This is a genomic window from Ottowia pentelensis, from assembly GCF_964341695.1.
Genome location: NZ_OZ224513.1, coordinates 2,293,949 through 2,314,067 on the forward strand (window position 1 = coordinate 2,293,949; position 20,119 = coordinate 2,314,067).

General features: G+C 67.8%; 17 protein-coding genes and 1 pseudogene. 7 read left to right on the forward strand and 11 right to left on the reverse strand.

All coding sequences use genetic code 11. The features are described from left to right. Positions 1–28 precede the first annotated feature (28 nt). Together ACWHMB_RS11140 and ACWHMB_RS11145 are read left to right on the forward strand one after the other, a co-directional pair. The gene (locus ACWHMB_RS11140) at positions 29–1,192 is read left to right on the forward strand and encodes an alpha-hydroxy acid oxidase (RefSeq protein ID WP_377478489.1); all 1,164 of its coding nucleotides are present in this window, start codon (positions 29–31) and stop codon (positions 1,190–1,192) included. A gap of 538 nt (positions 1,193–1,730) precedes the next feature. Beyond that, positions 1,731–2,696 (forward strand): annotated as a pseudogene (locus ACWHMB_RS11145) (IS481 family transposase); the annotation flags it as partial. Positions 2,697–2,932: 236 nt separating this feature from the next. Here the strand turns inward: ACWHMB_RS11145 and ACWHMB_RS11150 are convergent. Both ACWHMB_RS11150 and dusA read right to left on the reverse strand, forming a co-directional pair. Beyond that, on the reverse strand, positions 2,933–4,096 hold the full coding sequence (locus tag ACWHMB_RS11150) for a trans-sulfuration enzyme family protein (RefSeq protein ID WP_377485080.1): 1,164 nt from the start codon (positions 4,094–4,096) through the stop codon (positions 2,933–2,935). A gap of 479 nt (positions 4,097–4,575) precedes the next feature. Further along, positions 4,576–5,583, reverse strand: a complete 1,008-nt coding sequence (gene dusA, locus ACWHMB_RS11155; RefSeq protein ID WP_377485082.1) for a tRNA dihydrouridine(20/20a) synthase DusA — start codon at positions 5,581–5,583, stop codon at positions 4,576–4,578. A 337-nt stretch (positions 5,584–5,920) separates the two neighbouring features. Between dusA and ACWHMB_RS11160 the strand changes: the two genes are divergently transcribed. Beyond that, complete coding sequence (locus ACWHMB_RS11160; protein WP_377485084.1) at positions 5,921–6,793, forward strand: DMT family transporter; 873 nt, start codon at positions 5,921–5,923, stop codon at positions 6,791–6,793. 84 nt (positions 6,794–6,877) lie between these two features. Here the strand turns inward: ACWHMB_RS11160 and phbB are convergent, their stop codons facing one another. From phbB to ACWHMB_RS11190, 6 genes are all read right to left on the reverse strand, one after another. Further along, positions 6,878–7,615, reverse strand: a complete 738-nt coding sequence (phbB, locus tag ACWHMB_RS11165) for an acetoacetyl-CoA reductase (RefSeq protein ID WP_293224990.1) — start codon at positions 7,613–7,615, stop codon at positions 6,878–6,880. Positions 7,616–7,755: 140 nt separating this feature from the next. Then, positions 7,756–8,937 carry an acetyl-CoA C-acetyltransferase gene (locus ACWHMB_RS11170; RefSeq protein WP_377485086.1) on the reverse strand — a complete coding sequence of 394 codons (1,182 nt, stop codon included), beginning with the start codon at positions 8,935–8,937 and terminating at the stop codon, positions 7,756–7,758. Positions 8,938–9,005: 68 nt separating this feature from the next. Further along, positions 9,006–10,682 carry a PHA/PHB synthase family protein gene (locus ACWHMB_RS11175; protein ID WP_377485421.1) on the reverse strand — a complete coding sequence of 559 codons (1,677 nt, stop codon included), beginning with the start codon at positions 10,680–10,682 and terminating at the stop codon, positions 9,006–9,008. A gap of 247 nt (positions 10,683–10,929) precedes the next feature. Continuing rightward, positions 10,930–11,739: a peptidoglycan editing factor PgeF gene (gene pgeF, locus ACWHMB_RS11180; protein ID WP_377485088.1), complete on the reverse strand. Its 810-nt coding sequence runs from the start codon at positions 11,737–11,739 to the stop codon at positions 10,930–10,932. Next, positions 11,739–12,374 carry a maleylacetoacetate isomerase gene (maiA, locus tag ACWHMB_RS11185; RefSeq protein WP_377485090.1) on the reverse strand — a complete coding sequence of 212 codons (636 nt, stop codon included), beginning with the start codon at positions 12,372–12,374 and terminating at the stop codon, positions 11,739–11,741. Before maiA ends, pgeF begins: the two co-directional genes overlap by 1 nt. Before the next feature lie 24 nt (positions 12,375–12,398). Further along, the gene (locus ACWHMB_RS11190) at positions 12,399–13,106 is read right to left on the reverse strand and encodes an OmpA family protein (protein ID WP_377485092.1); all 708 of its coding nucleotides are present in this window, start codon (positions 13,104–13,106) and stop codon (positions 12,399–12,401) included. Between the two features lie 122 nt (positions 13,107–13,228). Here ACWHMB_RS11190 and ACWHMB_RS11195 point away from each other — a divergent pair, with 122 nt between their 5' ends. From ACWHMB_RS11195 to ACWHMB_RS11210, 4 genes are read left to right on the forward strand one after another with little or no spacing between them, the layout of a single operon-like run. Further along, positions 13,229–13,792 carry an NUDIX hydrolase gene (locus tag ACWHMB_RS11195; protein WP_377485094.1) on the forward strand — a complete coding sequence of 188 codons (564 nt, stop codon included), beginning with the start codon at positions 13,229–13,231 and terminating at the stop codon, positions 13,790–13,792. Next, positions 13,789–14,541 (forward strand): leucyl/phenylalanyl-tRNA--protein transferase, encoded by a 753-nt coding sequence (gene aat, locus ACWHMB_RS11200; protein ID WP_377485096.1) that lies wholly within the window; start codon positions 13,789–13,791, stop codon positions 14,539–14,541. The genes ACWHMB_RS11195 and aat overlap by 4 nt, the downstream gene beginning before the upstream one ends. After that, positions 14,538–15,326, forward strand: coding sequence for an arginyltransferase (locus tag ACWHMB_RS11205; protein ID WP_377485097.1), 789 nt, complete (start codon positions 14,538–14,540; stop codon positions 15,324–15,326). Before aat ends, ACWHMB_RS11205 begins: the two co-directional genes overlap by 4 nt. Before the next feature lie 11 nt (positions 15,327–15,337). Further along, positions 15,338–16,123 carry an IclR family transcriptional regulator gene (locus ACWHMB_RS11210; RefSeq protein WP_293225005.1) on the forward strand — a complete coding sequence of 262 codons (786 nt, stop codon included), beginning with the start codon at positions 15,338–15,340 and terminating at the stop codon, positions 16,121–16,123. Positions 16,124–16,190: 67 nt separating this feature from the next. Here the strand turns inward: ACWHMB_RS11210 and ACWHMB_RS11215 are convergent, their stop codons facing one another. The 3 genes from ACWHMB_RS11215 to pssA all read right to left on the reverse strand — a co-directional run bounded on the left by ACWHMB_RS11215 (position 16,191) and on the right by pssA (position 20,114). Then, complete coding sequence (locus tag ACWHMB_RS11215; RefSeq protein WP_377485425.1) at positions 16,191–17,393, reverse strand: serine hydrolase; 1,203 nt, start codon at positions 17,391–17,393, stop codon at positions 16,191–16,193. Between the two features lie 119 nt (positions 17,394–17,512). Then, positions 17,513–19,051, reverse strand: a complete 1,539-nt coding sequence (locus tag ACWHMB_RS11220; RefSeq protein ID WP_377485099.1) for a 2-isopropylmalate synthase — start codon at positions 19,049–19,051, stop codon at positions 17,513–17,515. Between the two features lie 199 nt (positions 19,052–19,250). Next, entirely contained in the window at positions 19,251–20,114 is an 864-nt protein-coding gene (gene pssA, locus ACWHMB_RS11225; RefSeq protein ID WP_377485101.1) for a CDP-diacylglycerol--serine O-phosphatidyltransferase, read from the reverse strand. Between the last annotated feature and the right edge of the window lie 5 nt (positions 20,115–20,119).

The window sequence follows — 20,119 nt, forward strand, 5'->3', positions numbered from 1 at the left end:
CTACGATCGAACGACCTGAGGAGAGACGATGACCGACCTGAGCAAGATCACCTGCATCGAAGACCTGCGCGTGCTGGCCAAGCGCCGCGTGCCGCGCATGTTCTACGACTATGCCGACAGCGGCAGCTGGACCGAGGGCACCTACCGCGCCAACCAGGCCGACTTCGCGCCCATCCAGCTGCGCCAGCGCGTGGCCATCAACATGGAAGGGCGCAGCACCGCAACGACGATGATCGGCGAGCCCGTGGCCATGCCGGTGGCGCTGGCGCCCACTGGCCTCACGGGCATGCAGCACGCCGACGGCGAGATCGCCGCCGCACGCGCGGCGCGCGCCTTCGGCGTGCCCTTCACGCTGTCGACCATGAGCATCTGCTCGATCGAGGACGTGGCCCAGCACGCCGGGCCGGGCTTCTGGTTTCAGCTGTACGTGATGCGCGACCGCGATTTCATCGAGCGCCTGATCGACCGTGCCAAGGCCGCCGGCTGTGGCGCGCTGGTCATCACGCTGGACCTGCAAATCCTGGGCCAGCGCCACAAGGACATCAAGAACGGCCTCTCGACCCCGCCCAAGCCCACCCTGATGAACCTGCTGAACCTGGCCACCAAGCCGCGCTGGATCATGGGCATGGCGGGCACAAAAAGGCGCCAGTTCGGCAACATCCACGGCCACGTCAAGGGCGTGACCGACATGAGCAACCTGGGCGCCTGGACGGCCGACCAGTTCGACCCGCGCCTGAACTGGGGCGACGTCGAATGGATCAAGAAGCGCTGGGGCGGCAAGATCATCATCAAGGGCATCATGGAAGCGGAGGACGCACGCCTGGCGGTGGACAGCGGCGCCGACGCGCTCATCGTCAGCAACCACGGCGGCCGCCAACTCGACGGCGCGCCGTCGGCCATCCACGCCCTGCCCGCCATCGTCGATGCCGTCGGCAAACAGATCGAAGTGCACATGGACAGCGGCATCCGCAGCGGGCAAGACGTGCTGAAGGCCTGGGCCCTGGGCGCCCGCGGCACCTACATCGGCCGCGCCTTTTTGTGGGGCCTGGGCGCGGCGGGCGAAGCGGGCGTGGCCAAGGCGCTGGAGATCATCCACAAGGAGTTGGACACCACCATGGCGTTTTGCGGGCATACGCAGATTGGGAATGTGGATCGGAGCATTCTGAGGGCGGGGACGTTTCCGGTGGTGTGAATCAACGCTGGGATCATGAAAGTGCAGGTGGCGCTGCAGCGGTCTCAGATCGGCGAGGGCGGCTCAACCACTTGAGTGCACAGAAAAATATAAAGACTTCGATCCGTCACATTCAGACAGAAAAACGTTCCGCGCAGTTTTAAAATTTTGGCTTATCGGTCACATCCACACTCGTTGGATAAATCACAACTACGCGCACGAAGGAGGATCATGCCACTCAAGGAAAATGCTACTGAGGAGTTCAATCGTTCGCCAATTACCGTCGTGTCAACAGTTCTGAGTCTGCTAGTCGCTGTTGCATCGTTCGTAGTTGCAACGACTCGTCCAGAATCAGTTCGTTCATTCGAACCACCAGAAGCGCAAGCGATCACATTTAGCGCATCAAACCTCCTACTCGTAATTTCGTTCTTCGCAGCACTTTCCGTAGCTGTCGCATCCCGGACGATTGCATAGATGAAAACCGCTACCCGCTGTTCATGGCCCGAGCCGTATTGCGGGAGTTGATAGAGTCCTTGCAAGCCACCGGGAGTGCCACGCCATGCTGATAGCCCTGCACAAGAACGCCCGCACGACACCGGCCGTGCGCGCCGAGATCGCGGCCAGCCACGAGACCGCCAGTGTCCTGGCCCAGCGCTTTGGCATCACCGAGCAAACGGTCTACAAGTGGAAGAAGCGCCAGGTCTTTGGGGATCGCTCGCACACGGCCCATCGCCTGCAGACGGTGCTCACGCCGGCGCAAGAGAGCGTGGTGGTGCACCTGCGGCGCACCTTGCTGCTGCCCCTGGATGACCTGCTGGCTGTCACGCGGGAGTTCATTTGCCCCCATGTCTCGCGCTCAGGCCTGGATCGGTGCCTGCGCCGCCATGGCGCGGGCAACCTCAATGCCCTCAAGCCCCAGGAGCCTACCGTGGCCCACAAGGCCTTCAAGAGCTACGAGCCGGGCTATGTGCACATGGATGTGAAGTACCTGCCCCAGATGCAGGATGAGAGCAGTCGGCGCTACCTGTTCGTGGCCATCGACCGGGCCACGCGCTGGGTGTACGTGGCCCTCAAGGCCAACAAGACCGCCGCCAGTGCACAGTCCTTCCTGAAGGCACTGCACAAGGCCTGCCCGATCAAGATCCACAAGCTGCTGACCGACAACGGCAAGGAGTTCACCGATCGCCTGTTTGCCAGCCGCGAGCGCCAGCCCAGCGGCAACCACGAGTTCGATCAGTTGTGCGACGAGTTGGGGATCGAACACCGCCTGACCAAGCCCAGAACGCCCAGGACCAATGGCATGGTGGAGAGGTTCAACGGTCGCATTGCCGACGTGCTCAAGACGCACAGGTTCAACAGCCGCGAGGACATGGAGCAGACCTTGCTGCGTTATGTGGCCCTGTACAACCACCAACTGCCGCAGTCAGCGCTGGGCAGCAAGACGCCTATGCAGACCATGAAGCAGTGGTATCAGGAGAGCCCGCATCTGTTTCACAAGCGACCTTATGATCGTCCGGGATGCGACACGTATGGTCAAGATACTCTCATCAAAACGCTTCTTCCAAGCAGTTGGCAACCACCTTCAAAGCCACTGAAAGTTCAGAGCACGGCGAGAGAAATCCCTGAAATCATGCTCGGATGAAATTCTCCGAACATCATCCGCAAGAAACTGGACAGCGCGATAGCCTTCTGCGGCCACACGCAAATTGGCGACGTGGATCAGAGCAACTTGCGACTCGGAGCGTATCCGCCCACCTGATTTCACCCCAGCGCCTGCCCCAAGTCCGCCACCAAATCATCCGGATGCTCGATCCCCACGCTCAGGCGGATCATGCCCTCGCCCACGCCGGCCGCCTCGCGCGCCTGCTGCGGCACAAAGCTGTGCGTGGTGCTGGCCGGGTGGCAGGCCAGGCTGTCGACGTCGCCCAGCGACACGGCCTGGGTGAAGAGCTGCAGGCGGTCGAGCACGCGGGCGGCCTCGGCGCGCTCGTCGCGCGCCAGCTCGAACGTGACCATGCCGCCAAAGCCACCCTGCAGCTGGCGGCGCGCCAGGTCGTGCTGCGGGTGGCTGGGCAGGCCGGGGTAGTGCACGGTGCGCACGGCGGGGTGCGATTGCAGAAACTGCGCCACCGCCAGCGCGCCCTCGCAGTGCGCGGCCATGCGCAGCGGCAGGGTCTTGATGCCGCGCAAGAACAGATAGGCCTCGGCCGGCGCCAGGTTGCCGCCGACGTGGCCCAGGCCGGTCTTGCGCACGGGCGCGATCAGTTCCGCACTGCCGGCCACGATGCCGCCGGTGGCGTCGCCGTGGCCGCCCAGGTACTTGGTCATGGAATGCAGCACCAGGTCGATGCCCTGCTCCAGCGGGCGCGCCAGCATGGGCGTGCAAAAGGTGTTGTCGGCCACGCTGATGGCCCCATGCGCACGGGCCAGGCGCGCCACCTCGGCCAGGTCGTGCAGGCGCAGCGTGGGGTTGGTGAGCGTCTCGACCCAGACCATGCGGGTGGCGGGCGTCAGCGCGGCGGCCAGGCCGCCGGTCGTGGCATCGACCACCCGGATGCCCCAGCGCTCGCCCATGCCGCGCAGCAGGCCTTCCGTGCCGCCGTACAAGGGGCCCAGAAAGACCAGTTCGTCGCCGGGCTGCAGCAGGCCCAGCAGCAGCGACGAGCAGGCCGCCGTGCCGCTGGCAAAGGCGACCGCGGCGGCGGCGCCTTCGAGGTCGGCCAGCTTGGCCTCCAGCGCCGCCACGGTGGGGTTGGCGAAGCGGCTGTAGCGGTAGCCGTCGGCCTGGCCGGCGAACAGGGCGGCGCCCTGCTCCAGCGTGCCCAGGGCAAAGGCGGTGGTCTGGGAGATGGGCGTGGTGATGGCGCCGGTGGCGGGGTCGGGGTGCTGGCCGGCGTGCACGGCGCGGGTGCGCAGGTGGGTCATGGGGTGTCTCGGTTACAGGGTCGAAAAATCACTGCCATTTTGGCCTCTGGCGCTTGTCCACAAAGCGCGAGCAGCTATTGTTTGATGAGCAACGGGCCATCATGCGGGATGGTATTCGAGTCGATCAAGCATGCCGGCCTCGGGGTGGGATCAGGCCGTCGGGGTGCCCGGCTTCGTTCATGTCCCCCGCCGGCCTGCGGCCGGCTCCTCCTTCACTTCACTGCGCCGGGCACCCCGACGACCTGATCCGCTGCATCGCCGGCCGAGCTGGCCGCTGGGGGCGTGACCGCCGCTTCCCGCCAAGGGGCTCGGGTGGGCAGCGCAGCGAGGAGGAACTGGCCGTCGCAGACGGACAGCGGGGGACAGGAGCGAAGCTGCCCACCCAAGCCCCTTGGCGAGCCACCGCCCATCGGCACCGGTAAATCCTGATTCGATAGCTGCTCGCGCTTGCCTGGTGCTGTCTAGAGCCGAATTTTGCTTCAAATCGACGCCAGCGCCTGCGCCTGCCGCTCGGCCAGCACCGCCGCCGCCTGCGCGGCCACCTCGGCGGCCGGTAGCGGCTTGCGCCGGTGGTCGCTCCAGATCTGGCGCCACAGGCGTGCGCCGCGCTCGCCGTGGTGCAGGCCCAGCATGTGGCGCGCGATGGCGGACCAGGGCGTGCCATCCTCGATGGCCTCGCGCTGCATGTAGGCCACCATGGCGGCCTCGACCTCGGCGCGCGTGCGCGGGTTGGGCGCGCCGCCCCAAAAGCGCGCGTCCCAGCCGGTCATCGGCCAGGGGTGGTGATAGGCCTCACGCCCCAGCATCACGCCGTCCACCTGCTGCAGGTGGGCGGCGATCTGCGCGTCGCTCGTCACGCCGCCGTTGAGCACGATGCTGAGCTGCGGAAACTCGCGCTTGAGCCGATAGACCAGCTCGTGACGCAGCGGCGGGATCTCGCGGTTTTCCTTCGGGCTCAGGCCCTTGAGCCAGGCGTTGCGCGCGTGCACGATGAACACGCGGCAGCCCGCCTGGGCCACGGCGCCGACAAAGTCGCGCACGAAGGCGTAGCTCTCCTCGCGGTCGATGCCGATGCGGTGCTTGACGGTGACGGGCACGTCCACGGCGTCCACCATCGCCTTCACGCAATCGGCGACCAGCGTGGGCTCGGCCATCAGGCAGGCGCCGAAAGCGCCGCGCTGCACGCGCTCGCTGGGGCAGCCGCAGTTGAGGTTGATCTCGTCGTAGCCCCAGCGCGCGCCGATCTGCGCGCAGCGCGCCAGCTCGTGCGGCTCGCTGCCGCCCAGCTGCAGGGCCACGGGGTGCTCGCAGTCGTCCAGGCGCAGGTGGCGGCGCTCGCTGCCGTGCAGCAGGCCGCCGGTGGTCACCATCTCGGTGTACAGGCGGGTCTTTTGCGTCAGTTGGCGGTGGAAAAAGCGGCAGTGCTTGTCCGTCCAATCCAACATGGGCGCAACCGACAGCCGCCACGGTGAAAGGTCGGTGGGCATGGGGCGAATTATCCCCGCGGCCGGTTCGCCATAAAATGCAGGCTTCTCTTCGAGCACGCCCATGGACTCGCACGTCGCCTTTTCATCGTTTGCCACCCGCACGGCCATCGTGCCCGCTGGCCGCGTGCGTGCGTCCAACCCTCCTTTCGGCTTTTCTGTCGCCCCGCCCCCTGCGGCGGGCAGCGCGCCGCCCGGCGTTCACCCGCCCTGCGCACGCGCCCCGGGCTGATTCTTCAGCCCGCCCTGCGGCCCCTCTCGTTGTTGCAACGGCCGTCTCGACGCTTGGCGTCGGTGACGGGCCGGGGTCGCCTCTCCGTTTCGACAGACAAGCCAAATCATGACTTCAAAATCCTTCTCCTGGACGGCCGCGCTGGCCATGTCCACCTTTGTTCTGCTGTGGGGCAGCGGCGCCACCGCCACCCGCTGGGCGCTGGACCACAGCTCGGTCGTCGCCGTGCTGATGCTGCGCTACGGCCTGGCGCTGGCGGCCCTGCTGGCGCTGGGCCTGCGCGGGCGGCGCTGGTGGCCGCTGGCCGGCACGCGCTGGTACGTGGCGGCCACCGGGCTGCTGCTGATCGGCCTCTATTCGGCCTTTTACTTCCAGGCCATGGCGCACGGCATCACGCCGGGGCTTTTGGCCACCTTGCTGGGCATCCAGCCGATCCTGACGCTGCTGCTGACCGAGCGGCGCTTTTCGGCCGGGCGGCTGGCCGGCCTGCTGCTGGCCCTGGGCGGGCTGGTGCTGGTGGTGTACCAAAGCCTGGTGCAGGCGCAGATATCGACCCTGGGCCTGCTGCTGGCGCTGGGCGCGCTGCTGTCGATGACCTTCGGCGCGCTGATGCAAAAGCGCATCCGGCAGGCGCCGGCCGAGGTGCTGCCGCTGCAGTACGCGGTGACGCTGGTGCTGTATGCGTTCTTCCTGCCCTTCGAGCCGTTTCGCTTCGAGTGGAATGCGCAGTTCCTGCTGCCCCTGCTGTACCTGGGGCTGGTGATCTCGGTCGGCGCGCAGCTGCTGTTTTACCGGCTGATCCAGCGCGGCAACCTGGTCAACGTCACCAGCCTGCTGTACCTGGTGCCGGTGGTCACGGTGATCCTGGACTACCTGCTGCTGGGCAACGCCATGGCGCCGCTGGCGCTGGCGGGCATGGTGGGCATCCTGGCCGGGCTGGTGCTGGTGTTTCGCAAACAGGCCGCGCCGGCACTGGCCTGACGCGGCCGCAAAAAAAGCCCCGCCTTGGCGGGGCTGATGCGAAAGGCCCCGCCAAGGCGGGGCTGGTGCGCAGGGCGCGGGCCCTCACTCCATGTGCAGGCCGCCGTTGCAGGCGAAGTTGGCGCCGGTGGTGAAGCCCGAGTCCTCACCGGCCAGCCAGGCGACGATGGAGCCGATCTCCTCGGGCGTGCCCAGGCGCTTGACCGGGATGGTGGCGACGATTTTTTCGAGCACGTCGGGGCGGATGGCCTTGACCATGTCGGTGCCGATGTAGCCGGGGCTGATGGTGTTGACGGTGACGCCCTTGTTGGCCATTTCCTGCGCCAGCGCCATCGAAAAGCCGTGCATGCCCGCCTTGGCGGCCGAGTAGTTGGTCTGCCCCGCCTGGCCCTTCTGGCCGTTGACCGAGCTGATCTGGATGATGCGGCCAAAGCCGCGCTCGACCATGTCGGGCACCACCTGCTTGGTGACGTTGAACATGCTGTTGAGGTTGGTGTCGATCACGGCGTCCCAGTCCTCGCGCGACATCTTCAGGAACATGCGGTCGCGCGTGATGCCGGCGTTGTTGACCAGCACGTCGATCGGGCCGTGTTCGGCCTTGGCCTTGGTGAAGGCGTCGGTGGTGGACTGCCAGTCGCTGACGTTGCCGACACTGGCGTAGAAGGTGTAGCCGTCGGCCTTTTGCTCGTCCAGCCACTTTTGCGCGTCGCGCGTGGGGCCGCAGCCGGCAATGACCTTGAAGCCCTCCTTGTGCAGGCGACGACAAATCGCGGTACCGATCCCACCCATGCCTCCGGTGACATAAGCTACTTTCTGACTCATTTGCTGTCTCCTGGTTTGACTACAAAACTGATAGCTTGCTGCGGCCGATGCGGGCCGCCAGCCAAGCCAATTTAACTCAAATCGGGGCGCCTGCCGAATGCGGGTTTGCGTCGGTCGCCCGCCGCGTCACCGCCACAGCCTCAAACGCGCTCCACCGCCATCGCCGCGCCCATGCCGCCGCCGATGCACAGGCTGGCCAGGCCCTTTTTCGCGCCACGGCGCTGCATCTCGTACAGCAGGGTGACCAGGATGCGGCAGCCGCTGGCGCCGATGGGGTGGCCCAGCGCGATGGCGCCGCCGTTGACGTTGACCTTGGCGGCGTCGATGCCCAGCAGCTTGTTGACGGCGCAGGCCTGCGCGGCAAAGGCTTCGTTCAGCTCGAACAGGTCGACGTCGCCCACGCCCCAGCCGGCGCGCTGCAGCGCCTTCTTGGTGGCCGACACCGGGCCCAGGCCCATGGTGGCGGGGTCGAGCCCGCTCATGCCGTAGGCCTTGATGCGCGCCAGCGGCTTGAGGCCCAGCGCCTGCGCCTTCTTGGCCGTCATGACCACCACGGCGGCGGCGCCGTCGTTGATGCCGCTGGCGTTGCCGGCCGTCACGCTGCCGGTCTTGTCGAAGGCGGGCTTGAGGGCGGCCAGCACCTCGGCGGTGGTCTTCTTGTTGATGTGCTCGTCGGCGTCGAACACCACCGGGTCGCCCTTGCGCTGCGCAATGCTGACGGGCGTGATCTCGTCCTTGAACCGGCCGGCGGCCTGCGCGGCGATGGCCTTGGTCTGGCTGGCCAGCGCCAGCTCGTCCTGCATGGCGCGCGTGATGCCCTCTTGCCTGGCCACGTTCTCGGCCGTGATGCCCATGTGGTAGTGGTTGTAGACGTCCCACAGGCCGTCGACGATCATCGAGTCGATCATCTTCCAGTCGCCCATGCGCTGGCCGTCGCGGCTGCCCAGCAGCACGTGCGGGCTGGCGCTCATGTTCTCCTGGCCGCCGGCCACCACGATCTCGCTGTCGCCCGTGGCGACGGCCTGCGCGGCCAGCATCACCGCCTTCAGGCCCGAGCCGCAGACGGCGTTGATGGTGAGCGCCGGCGTTTCCTTGGTGATGCCGGCCTTGATCAGCGCCTGGCGCGCCGGGTTCTGGCCGCTGCCAGCGCACAGCACCTGGCCCATGATGACCTCGCCCACCTGGTCGAGGCCGAGCTTGGCGCGCTCCAGCGCGGCCTTGATGGCGATGCTGCCCAGTTCGGTCGCCGGCACCTTGGCCAGCGAGCCGCCGAACTTGCCGACGGCGGTGCGAACGGCCGAAACAATGACGATGTCTTCCATGATTTGCTCTCCTATTGATAGCTGTTTGCGCTTGATGGATGGGGGCTGTCGGCCGATTTGACTCTGAATCAGGCCTTGGCCTTGACGTAGCGGCCCGGTGCCGGCTCGATGGCCTTGTACTTGCCGGCCTTGCCGTAGCTCTTGGGCGCGGCGATCTGCTTGCCGGCGTGGCGGGTCAGCCAGGCGGACCAGTCGGTCCACCAGCTGCCGGGCTTTTCGGTGGCGCCGGCGATCCAGTCCTGCACGTTCTTGGGAAACTGGCCGTCCTCGCGCAGCCAGTGGCTGCGCTTGTTGGCCGCCGGCGGGTTGATGACGCCGGCGATGTGGCCCGAGGAGCCCATGACGAAGCGCCGCTCGCCCGGCAGGTGCTGGGTGGACGCATAGGAGCCGGCAATCGGCACGATGTGGTCTTCGCGTGAGCCGTAGACGTAGACCGGAATGTCGAGCTTGCGCAGGTCGATCTTCTCGCCGCACACGGTGAGCTTGCCGGGCTTGACCAGCTCGTTTTGCAGGTAGGTGTGGCGCAGGTACCAGGTGTAGAACGGCCCCGGCAGGTTGGTCGAGTCGCTGTTCCAGTACAGCAGGTCGAACGGCGGCGGCGTCTCGCCCTTGAGGTAGTTGCCCACCACGTAGTTCCACACCAGGTCGTTGGGCCGCAGGAAGCTGAAGGTGCTGGCCATGTCCTGGCCCTTCATCATGCCGCCCTTGCCCATCTGCATTTCACGGAACTTGACCACGCCTTCGTCGACGAAGACGTCCAGGATGCCGGTGTCGCTGAAGTCGATCAGCGTGGTCAGCAGCGTCAGCGCCGCCACCGGCTTTTGGCCGCGCGCGGCCAGCACCGCCAGCGCGGTGGTCAGGATGGTGCCGCCGACGCAAAAGCCCAGCGCGTTGATCTGCTTGGCGCCGCTGATGTCCTGCACCGTGGCGATGGCCTTGATGGCCGCCTGCTCGATGTAGTCGTCCCAGGTGGCCTTTTCCATCGACGCGTCGGGGTTGCGCCAGCTGACCACGAAGGTGCGCATGCCCTGGCTGACGGCGTAGCGGATGAAGGAGTTGGCGGGCTGCAAATCGAGGATGTAGAACTTGTTGATGCACGGCGGCACCAGCAAGAACGGCCGCTCGTGCACCTTGGCAGTGAGCGGCTTGTATTCGATGAGCTGGAAAAACGCGTTCTCGAACACCACCGCGCCCTCGGTGGTGGCGACGTTCTTGCCGACCTCGAACAGGCTCTCGTCGGTCATCGACACATGGCCCTGGCGCATGTCGGTCAGCACGTTCTGCACGCCGCGCGCCAGCGACTCGCCCTTGGTGGCCACGGCCTTGGTCAGCGCCTCGGCGTTGAAGGCCAGGAAGTTGCTGGGCGCGCTGGCGGCCGCCCACTGCTCGACGGCAAAACGCAGGCGCGCCTTGGTCTTGGCATCGGTCTCGGCCGCCTCGGCCAGCGACATCAGGGTGCGCGCGTTGAGCAGGTATACCGCGGCGGCAAACGAGGCCATGGGGTTGCGCTCCCAGGCCTCGCCCTTGAAGCGCCGGTCGCCCAGCGACAGGCTGGACTGCAGCGACTGGTTCCACAGCTCGGCGGCTTCCTTCAGGTAGCCCTGGTGCACCTCTTGCAGCTGCTGCGGCTCGAAGCGAATCTGCGGCACCGCGCCCTGGCCGGCCGGCAGGCCCAGCTCGCCCGCGTCGAAGTTCTGGAACTGCTCCAGCGCCTTGGTCCAACCCTCTCGCAGGCTGCCCTGCATGGACGGAAACCCGGGCGGTGTGCCGCCGCTGAACCACTGCTGCCAGGCGGAAAGAATCTGCTCCGGGTTCATGCTCCGTCTCCTTCAAAAGCCATGGTGTCTTGCTGCCAGGTGGGCCGATGGCGGCGCCGACGCATGCGATCGGCATCGCCCATGCCACGCCGCCATCATGGCACAGCGCGCATGCCACCTTCAAAGCATTTTCATTTTTATACGCGCGCGGCCATGGCGCGGCAAGCGGCGAAGCTCAAACCCGCCAGATGCATGCGGCCATGCGGCCGCTGCCGCCCAGGCGCCGCTGGTCGCGCCGGTACGAAAAAAAGCGCGCCGCGTTGCCCACGGTGCACCAGTCGGCGCCGCCATCGTTGCCGTACGCGCGCGCCACGCCCGCCGCGGCCAGCCGGCGCCGCGCCAGCGCGGGCAGGTCGGCCAGGTACTTGCCGTCGGCCTGGGCGATGAAGCAGGCGGCGGCACCGGCATCACCGCCGACAAAGGCGGCGCGCACCTCCGGCCCCACCTCGAAGGCCCGCGGTCCGATGCAGGGGCCGAGCCAGGCGATGATCTCGTTTACTTCATTATCGATAGCTGCTGGCGCTTGCTGCATGCCGGCCAGGGCGCGAAATTGCTTCAAGGTCGCTTCCAGCACGCCGCCCGCGAGGCCGCGCCAGCCGGCGTGGGCGGCGGCCACGGCGCGACCGCGCAGGTCGGTGAAGAGCACCGGCAGGCAGTCGGCCACCATCACGGTGCAGGCCAGGCCGGGGCGGTCGGTCAGCGCGGCATCGGCACGGGCGCCATCGGGCAGATCCGGATGCAGCGCCAGCACCTCGCTGCCGTGCACCTGGTTCAGGTAGATCGGGCGCACGCCCAGCGCGCGCCGCAGGCGCTCGCGGTTGGCGGCAACGGCCGCCGGGTCGTCGCCCACGTGATCACCCAGGTTGAAGAAGTCGAACGGCGCGGCGGATGCGCCATCATGGGCGCCCCGGCCGCGCGTGCTGAACACGGCGCGCACGGACGGCGGTGCCGGCCAGTCGGGCACCAGCCCCTCGGCGCCGCGCATCACTCGGCGTCCGGGCAGGCCGAGGGCTGGGCCTTCTGGAAGGCACTGAGCTTCATGCAGGCGTCGAACACCGCCAGGGTGCGCGGCAGGCCGCTCAGGTCGCAGTCGAAGCGCTGGGCGTTGAAGATCTGCGGCACCAGGCAGCAGTCGGCCAGCGTGGGCGCGTCGCCGTGGCTGAAGCGCCCGGGCTGCTCGGCCAGGTGCGCCTCGCAGGCCAGCAGGCCCAGGCGCACCCAGTGCTTGTACCAGTCGTTCTTGGCGGCCTCGGACACCTTCAGCTCGTGCACCAGGTACTTGAGCACGCGCAGGTTGTTGAGCGGGTGCACCTCGCAGGCAATGAGCTGCGCCAGCGCCCGCACGCGCGCGCGGCCCAGCGCATCGGCGGGCAGCAGCGCGGGTTGCGGGTGGGCCTCGTCGAGGTACTCGATGATGGCCATGGACTGCGTCAGGCGCCGGCCGTCCGCCAGCTCCAGCACGGGCACCAGGTGCTCGGCCGTGACGGCGCCGAAGGCCTCCGCCTTTTGCTCGCCCTTGGCCAGGTGCACGGGCACGTAGTCGTAGGCCAGGCCCTTGAGCTGCAGCGCGATGCGCACCCGAAACGAGGCCGAGGAACGGAAGTAGTTGTAGAGCTTCATGTCGGGTGACCGCCGTGTCGGGCTTCAGCGCGCCGGCCGGCCGACCGGCGCGTTGTAGGTCGGCGCCGGCGCGGCCGACGAGGTCTGCGCGGCGCGCTCGCCCAGGTAGATCTCGACCCGGCGGTTCTGCGCGCGGCCGGCCTCGGTGGCGTTGCTGGCAATCGGCTCGTGCGAGCCGCGGCCTTCGGTGCGAATGGTGCGGGCCGGCACGCCGCGCGCCGACAGGTAGTCGCGCACGCTGTTGGCGCGCGCCAGCGACAGCGGGTTGTTGATGGCGTCGTTGCCGGTGGAGTCGGTGTAGCCGACGATGTTCACCTCCATGCCCGGCTGCTGGCCCAGGCCCTGCGCGAACTGGTCCAGGATGGGGCGCAGGCGCGGCTCGATGGCGGCGCTGTTGGTGGCGAACGAGACGTCGTTGGGAATGTTCAGCTTGAGCTGGTTGTCCGGCGTTTGCGTGACCTGCACGCCGGTGCCGGCCGTGGCCTGCTGCATTTGCGTGCGCTTGTTTTCCATGTAGCGCGACCAGGCATAACCACCCAAGGCGCCCACGCCCGCGCCGATGACGGCGCCCTTGCCGTCACCGATCAGGCCGCCGGCGACCGCGCCCACGCCGGCGCCGATGGCCGAGTTGCGCTGGGTTTCACTCATGTTGGCGCAGCCCGCCAGCAGCAGCGCCGACGCGGTGACGGCCGCCACGGCGGCGCGGGAGGTACGGATGGAAGAAGCGTTCATGGTTGATTCCTTTCACAAGCGATGCCGCCCGCGGCCCCCTGCCACGTCTGGCATCCCACGCGTTCGATTAAACACGAAAGCGGCGAACCGAGTGTGTCTGCACGTTGCCCTAAACTGATCGGGTGACGCATCATGACCCGATCAAGTATTGCCAGGCCTGCGGCACGCCGGTGGTCTATCGCGTGCCCGACGACGGCGACACGCGCGAGCGCGCCATCTGCCCGTCCTGCGGCAAGATTCATTACGTCAACCCGCTGATGGTGGTGGGCACCGTGCCCTACCTGGACGATCGCGTGCTGCTGTGCAAGCGCGCCATCGAGCCGCGCCTGGGCAAGTGGACGCTGCCGGCCGGCTTCATGGAGATGGGCGAGACCATGGCCGAGGGCGCCGCGCGCGAGACCGTGGAGGAAGCCGGCGCCGACTTCGAGATGGGCCCTTTCTTCAGCGCCATCAGCATTCCGCGCGTGGGCCAGGTGCACTTTTTTTACCTGGCGCGGCTGCGCAGCGCACGCTTCGACCCCGGCAGCGAGACACTGGAGGCGCGCCTGTTCAGCGAGGCCGAAATCCCGTGGGACGAAATCGCCTTTCTGACCGTGCGCGACACGCTCAAGGCCTATCTGGCCGACCGCGCGCTCGGCCGCTTCGGCGTGCACGAGTCGGCCATCGCCTGGTCACCCAAGCAATGAGCGCCACGCCGGCACTGCCGGTGCTGCGGCCGGGCGCGCCGTTTCCACCCGCCAGCCAGGCCTGGCCCGAGCACTCGCCCGCCCCTGGCCTGGTGGCCGCCGGCGGCGCGCTGGACGTGCCCAGCCTGCTGGCCGCCTACGGCTCGGGCCTGTTTCCGTGGTTCAGCGCCGGCGAGCCCATCCTGTGGTGGAGCCCCGACCCGCGCATGGTGCTGGCGCCGGCGCGCTTTCGCCTGCACCGCTCGCTGCGCCGCACGCTGCAGCGCTTCGTGCGCGACGGGCGCTGCGAAATCCGCATGGACAGCGCCTTCGACCAAGTCATCACCGCCTGCGCGCAGGCGCCGCGCCCGGGGCAGTCGGGCACCTGGATCGGCCCCGCGATGCGCCGCGCCTACCAGGCGCTGCACGCGGCCGGCCACGCGCACAGCGTGGAGACCTGGGTCGACGGCCGGCTGGTGGCGGGGTTGTACGGCGTGGGCATCGGGCGCATGGTGTTCGGTGAATCGATGTTCACCACCGTCACCGACGGTTCCAAGCTGGCGCTGGCCGCGCTGGTGGCCTGGGCGCGCCACCACCGCCTGCCGCTGATCGACTGCCAGCAGCAGACCGGGCACCTGGCCTCGCTGGGAGCGGCGCCGGTGCCGCGCGGCGCCTTCGTCGAGCAGGTGCAGGCGCTGGCCGTGCAGCCCGCCCCCGCGTGGCAATTCAAGCCCGTATACTGGACCGAGATGACGTTGGGCCCACCGTGACGCACCTCAAGGATCTGCCGCTCCAAACCCTGCAGTTTTATGCCACGGCGCCCTACCCCTGCAGTTATTTGCCGGGCCGCCAGGCGCGCTCGCAGGTGGCCACGCCCAGCCACCTGATCAGCACCGACATCTACGCCGACCTGGTGCGCCAGGGCTTTCGGCGCAGCGGCATGTTCACCTACCGCCCCTGGTGCGACGGCTGCCACGCCTGCGTGCCGGTGCGCGTGCGCGTGGCGGACTTTCGGCCCGACCGCAGCCAGCGCCGCGCCCAGGCGCACCATGGGCAGCTGCAGGCGCGCGTGCTCAAGCTGCGCTACCTGCCCGAGCACTACCAGCTTTATCTGCGCTACCAGACGCGCCGGCACACCGGTGGCGGCATGGACCACGACAGCATCGACCAGTACACCCAGTTCCTGCTGCAAAGCCACGTCGACTCGCGCCTGGTGGAGTTTCGCGAGCCGGGCACCGGCGGCGCCCCCGGCGTGCTGCGCATGGTCTCCATCGTCGACCTGCTGCGCGACGGCCTGTCGGCGGTCTACACCTTCTACGACCCCGACGCCCGCGCCAGCTTCGGCACCTGGGGCGTGCTGTGGCAGATCGAGCAGGCGCGCCGCCTGGGCCTGCCCTACGTCTACCTCGGCTACTGGATCGAGGGCAGTCCCAAGATGGCCTACAAGGCGCACTTTCGGCCGCTGGAGCGCCTGCTGGACGGGCGCTGGCGCAGCGACGGCGCCGTGCTGGCGCCCGCCCGGCCGATCAGCGTATCCTTGCGGCGCCCCACCTGAGCCCCGCCGCCATGCGCAAGCCCCGCCTCGACACCCACCAGACGCCGACGATCCAGGTGATCGAGCGCATGTTCACGCTCATCGAGGTGCTGGCCGGGCGCGAGGACGCCATGGCGCTGAAGGACATCAGCGAGCAGGCGGGCCTGCACCCCTCCACCACGCACCGCATCCTCAACGACCTGACGGTGGGCCGCTTCGTCGACCGCCCCGAGGCCGGCACCTACCGCCTGGGCATGCGCCTGCTGGAGCTCGGCAACCTGGTCAAGGCGCGGCTGTCGGTGCGCGACGCCGCCCTGCAGCCGATGCGCGAACTGCACCGCCTGACCCAGCAGCCGGTGAACCTGAGCGTGCGCCAGGGCGACGAGATCGTGTATGTCGAGCGTGCGCTCAGCGAGCGCTCGGGCATGCAGGTGGTGCGCGCCATCGGCGGGCGCGCGCCGCTGCACCTGACTTCCACCGGCAAGCTGTTTCTGGCCACCGAGGACCTGCAGCGCGTGCGCGCCTACGCCACGCGCACCGGCCTGCCCGGCCACACGCGCAACAGCATCACGCAGTTGCCCCAGCTCGAGCGCGAGCTGGTCAAGGCGCGCCACGCCGGCGTGGCCTACGACAACGAAGAACTGGAGCTGGGCGTGCGCTGCATGGCCGCCGGCATTCACGACGACCAGGGCAACCTGATCGCCGGCCTGTCGATCTCGGCGCCGGCCGACCGGCTGGACGACGGCTGGCTGCCCAAGCTGCAGCAGACGGCGCGCGAGATTTCAGCCGCGCTGGGCTACGGCGCCGCGGGCCGTTGATTCAGAGCCAAATCAACCTGTAGCCCGCGCCGATCAAGCGCGGTAAGCTATTTAATCGATAGCAATATCAACCGGCAAAGCCGTGGCCCGCCACGGTGCTGGGATGCGGCAGCATCTCCACCCAGCGGCGCACGCGCTCGGCGTCGGCGATGCGGCTGTACTTGCCGGCCGAATCCAGGAACACCATGATCAGCTTGCGCCCCGCGATGCGCGTCTGCATCACCAGGCAGCGGCCGGCCTCGTTGATGAAGCCGGTCTTTTGCAGGCCGATGTCCCACTCGGGGCTCTTGACCAGGCCGTTGGTGTTGTTGAACTGAAGCAGGCGGTGGCCGACCGCCACCTCGTGGCTGGGCGAGGTGGTGAGTTCGCGCAGCTGCGGGTTCTGGTAGGCGGCGTTCACCAGTACCGCCAGGTCCTGCGCGCTGGACTGGTTGGCGCTGGACAGGCCGGTCGGCTCGACGTAGCGCGTGTCCTTCATGCCCAGTTGCTGGGCGCGCGCGTTCATCAGCGACACGAAGTAGTTCAGCCCGCCCGGAAAGGTGCGCCCCAGCGCATGGGCGGCGCGGTTCTCGCTGGACATCAGCGCCAGGTGCAGCAACTCGCCGCGCGACAGCTCGGTGCCGACGGTCAGGCGCGAGCGGCTGTTCTTCTCGGTGTCGACGTCCTCGTCGGTGATGGTGATGACCTGGTCCATCGGCAGGTGCGCCTCGGACACCACCATGCCGGTCATCAGCTTGGTCAGCGAGGCGATGGGCAGCACGGCGTGCTCGTTCTTGCCCAACAGCACCTGGTGCGTGTCCTGGTCGACCACCAGCGCCACGCTGGACTTCAGGCCCAGCGGGCCGGTGACCTCGTGCAGGCCCGCCATCTGGCCGAAGGACAGGCGCGCCGGCGGCTCCTCGCGCGTGGCACGAGCCGTTTTCTCGCGCAGCGACAGGCGGTTGGCCTTGGAGGCCACGCGGGCCTTGCCATGGCGCCGCTCCGCGGCGGTGGGCCGCCCGCCCAGCTTGGCCGAAACGCGCGCGCCACGGCGGCTGGCCTTGGGTTCGGTCTTGCGTTGGGCGGTGCTGGCCTTGGCCGGATGAGACTTTGCAGGATGCGCCTTGGCGGCCTTGGCCGGGGCGCGGTGGCTGGTGGCGGCCTGGGTGTGCTTCTTGCCCGCGGCCTGGGCGGGCGAGAACGGCAACAGCGCCAGCAAAGCCAGCAGCACCGCCCCGGTCCATCCGCGCAGGCCTGTCGCCCACCCGCCTGTTGCCACCCATTTACGCATCATTGAACCCCGAGCCAGAACAAAAGCTGGGCGCCAGTGTACAAAAACAAAAAAAGATGCGCAACAACAATCAGTTGCGCATCTTTATTGAAGCGGTCACCAAAGAGTCGGTAAAAACCCTAGCCTTGTGCCGCGATTCGATCCGATTTGCTGTGCAACTTGTTGAGAGCACTCAGATATGCCTTGGCCGACGCGACGATGATGTCGGGGTCGGCCCCCACGCCGTTGACCACGCGCCCGGCATTTTGCAGCCGCACCGTGACCTCGCCCTGCGCGTCGGTGTTGCCGCTGATGGCGTTGACCGAATACAGCACCATCTCGGCGCCGCTTTTCACGTGCGCCTCGATGGCTTTCAGCGATGCATCGACCGGGCCGTTGCCGTCGGCTTGGCTGCGCACCTCCTTGCCAGCCGAGGTGAAGACGATCTCGGCATGCGGCTGCTCGCCGGTTTCGCTGTGCTGGGCCAGCGAGATGAAGCCGTAGTGCTCCTTCTCGCCCTGCACGCTTTCGTCGCTGACCAGTGCCAGGATGTCCTCGTCGAAGATCTCGCTCTTGCGGTCGGCCAGCTCCTTGAACTTGGCAAACGCGGCCATCACCTCGCCTTCGGACTCCAGCTCCACGCCCAGCTCCTGCAGGCGCTGCTTGAAGGCGTTGCGACCGCTGAGCTTGCCCAGCACGATCTTGTTGGTGCTCCAGCCCACGTCTTCGGCGCGCATGATCTCGTAGGTGTCGCGCGCCTTCAGCACGCCGTCCTGGTGGATGCCGCTGGCATGCGCGAAGGCATTGGCGCCGACCACGGCCTTGTTGGGCTGCACGACGAAGCCGGTGGTGGAGCTGACCATCCTGCTGGCGGCCAGGATCTGCGAGGTGTCGATGCCGACGTCCAGGCCGAAGTAGTCCCGGCGGGTCTTCACCGCCATCACCACCTCCTCGAGCGAGCAGTTGCCAGCGCGCTCGCCCAGGCCGTTGATGGTGCATTCGATCTGGCGCGCGCCGCCCAGCTTGACGCCCGCCAGCGAGTTGGCCACCGCCATGCCCAGGTCGTTGTGGCAGTGCACCGACCAGACCGCCTGGTCGCTGTTGGGCACCTTCTCGCGCAGCGTCTTGAGGAAGTTGCCGTACAGCTCGGGAATGGCGTAGCCCACGGTGTCGGGGATGTTGATGGTGGTGGCGCCCTCGCGGATCGCGGCCTCGCACACGCGCGCCAGAAAGTCCATGTCGCTGCGGTAGCCGTCCTCGGCGCTGAACTCGATGTTGCCTTGCAGGTTGCGCGCAAAGCGCACCGCCAGCTTGGCCTGCTCGAACACCTCCTCGGGCGTCATGCGCAGCTTTTTCTCCATGTGCAGCGGGCTGGTGGCGATGAAGATGTGGATGCGCGCGTTGTCGCTGCCCTTGAGCGCCTCGGCGGCGCGCGCGATGTCGCGGTCGTTGGCGCGCGCCAGCGAGCACACGGTGGAGTCCTTGACGGCGCGCGCGATGGCCTGCACGCACTCGAAGTCGCCGTTGCTGCTGGCGGCAAAGCCGGCCTCGATCACGTTCACCTTCAGGCGCTCGAGCTGGCGCGCGATGCGCAGCTTCTCGTCCTTGGTCATGCTGGCGCCGGGCGACTGCTCGCCGTCGCGCAAGGTGGTGTCGAAAATGATGAGCTGGTCGGTCATGAGGCGATCTCCGAGTGGGGTCTGGGTGGGGCACCCGCGAGCAAAATGTCTGCGCCAAACAAAAAGGCCCGCTGCGGGTGCAAACGGGCCTTTGCTGGAAAACTCGCGCGCGCTATCGCACCTGCCCGTTTGGCACGGCCAGTAGTCGTAGGGCGAGCGAATGGTTCATGGGCACAAAATATAGCACAGCCGGCGCGCGTCAGTCGCCGTGCAGGCCGCGCTCGTCGGGCTCGTCGGTCGAGGTGCTGACGATGCTGACCGGCTCGCCCTTGGCCTTGCGCCAGGCATAGATGACGTAGCCCGACAGCGCATAGCCCACGAACAGCAGGAACAGGATGGTGGCCGGCTCGATGCTGATGACCGCGATCAGCAGCGCCGCCAGCACCAGCACCACGAAGGGCACGCTGCGCGCGCCGCGCATGTCCTTGAAGCTGTAGTACGGCGTGTTGGTGACCATGGTCAGGCCGGCAAACAGGGTGATGGCAAACATCAGCCACGAGAAGTCGCCACGCGCCACGCGCTGTCCGCCCAGCATCGAGAGCAGTTCGCGAAACAGCGGCACGTCGCGCTGCGCCTCCAGCATGGCGCTGGTCAGCCAGATGAAGCCGGCCACCAGGGCCGCCGCCGCCGGCGAAGGCAGGCCCTGGAAGTAGCGCTTGTCCACCACCGCCGTGTTGACGTTGAAGCGCGCCAGGCGCAGCGCCGCGCAGGCGCAGTAGACGAAGGCGGCGAACCAGCCGGCCTTGCCCAGCGGCTGCAGCGCCCACATGTAGGCCACCAGCGCCGGCGCGGCGCCGAAGCTGACCATGTCCGACAGCGAATCCATCTGCTCGCCGAACGCGCTTTGCGTGTGCGTCATGCGCGCCACGCGGCCGTCCAGGCTGTCGAGCACCATGGCCGCGAAGATGCCGGCCGTGGCCAGGCCGAAGTGGCCGTTCATGGCCATCACGACGGCGTAGAAGCCGCCGAACAGCGCCGCCAGCGTGATCATGTTGGGCAGCACGTAGATGCCCTTGCGGCGCGGGCGCGGCGGCGGTGGGGATGAGAAATCGTTGTCGGGCATCGGTT

Bases quoted from the DNA above. Each gene is read 5' to 3' on its own strand.
- ACWHMB_RS11190 (WP_377485092.1), bottom strand. From the start codon at position 13,106: ATGAACGCTTCTTCCATCCGTACCTCCCGCGCCGCCGTGGCGGCCGTC.
- ACWHMB_RS11150 (WP_377485080.1), bottom strand. From the start codon at position 4,096: ATGACCCACCTGCGCACCCGCGCCGTGCACGCCGGCCAGCACCCCGAC.
- ACWHMB_RS11210 (WP_293225005.1), top strand. From the start codon at position 15,338: ATGCGCAAGCCCCGCCTCGACACCCACCAGACGCCGACGATCCAGGTG.
- ACWHMB_RS11160 (WP_377485084.1), top strand. From the start codon at position 5,921: ATGACTTCAAAATCCTTCTCCTGGACGGCCGCGCTGGCCATGTCCACC.
- pssA (WP_377485101.1), bottom strand. From the start codon at position 20,114: ATGCCCGACAACGATTTCTCATCCCCACCGCCGCCGCGCCCGCGCCGC.
- ACWHMB_RS11215 (WP_377485425.1), bottom strand. From the start codon at position 17,393: ATGCGTAAATGGGTGGCAACAGGCGGGTGGGCGACAGGCCTGCGCGGA.
- ACWHMB_RS11175 (WP_377485421.1), bottom strand. From the start codon at position 10,682: ATGCAGGGCAGCCTGCGAGAGGGTTGGACCAAGGCGCTGGAGCAGTTC.
- maiA (WP_377485090.1), bottom strand. From the start codon at position 12,374: ATGAAGCTCTACAACTACTTCCGTTCCTCGGCCTCGTTTCGGGTGCGC.
- pgeF (WP_377485088.1), bottom strand. From the start codon at position 11,739: ATGCGCGGCGCCGAGGGGCTGGTGCCCGACTGGCCGGCACCGCCGTCC.
- ACWHMB_RS11140 (WP_377478489.1), top strand. From the start codon at position 29: ATGACCGACCTGAGCAAGATCACCTGCATCGAAGACCTGCGCGTGCTG.
- aat (WP_377485096.1), top strand. From the start codon at position 13,789: ATGAGCGCCACGCCGGCACTGCCGGTGCTGCGGCCGGGCGCGCCGTTT.
- dusA (WP_377485082.1), bottom strand. From the start codon at position 5,583: ATGCCCACCGACCTTTCACCGTGGCGGCTGTCGGTTGCGCCCATGTTG.
- ACWHMB_RS11220 (WP_377485099.1), bottom strand. From the start codon at position 19,051: ATGACCGACCAGCTCATCATTTTCGACACCACCTTGCGCGACGGCGAG.
- ACWHMB_RS11170 (WP_377485086.1), bottom strand. From the start codon at position 8,937: ATGGAAGACATCGTCATTGTTTCGGCCGTTCGCACCGCCGTCGGCAAG.
- phbB (WP_293224990.1), bottom strand. From the start codon at position 7,615: ATGAGTCAGAAAGTAGCTTATGTCACCGGAGGCATGGGTGGGATCGGT.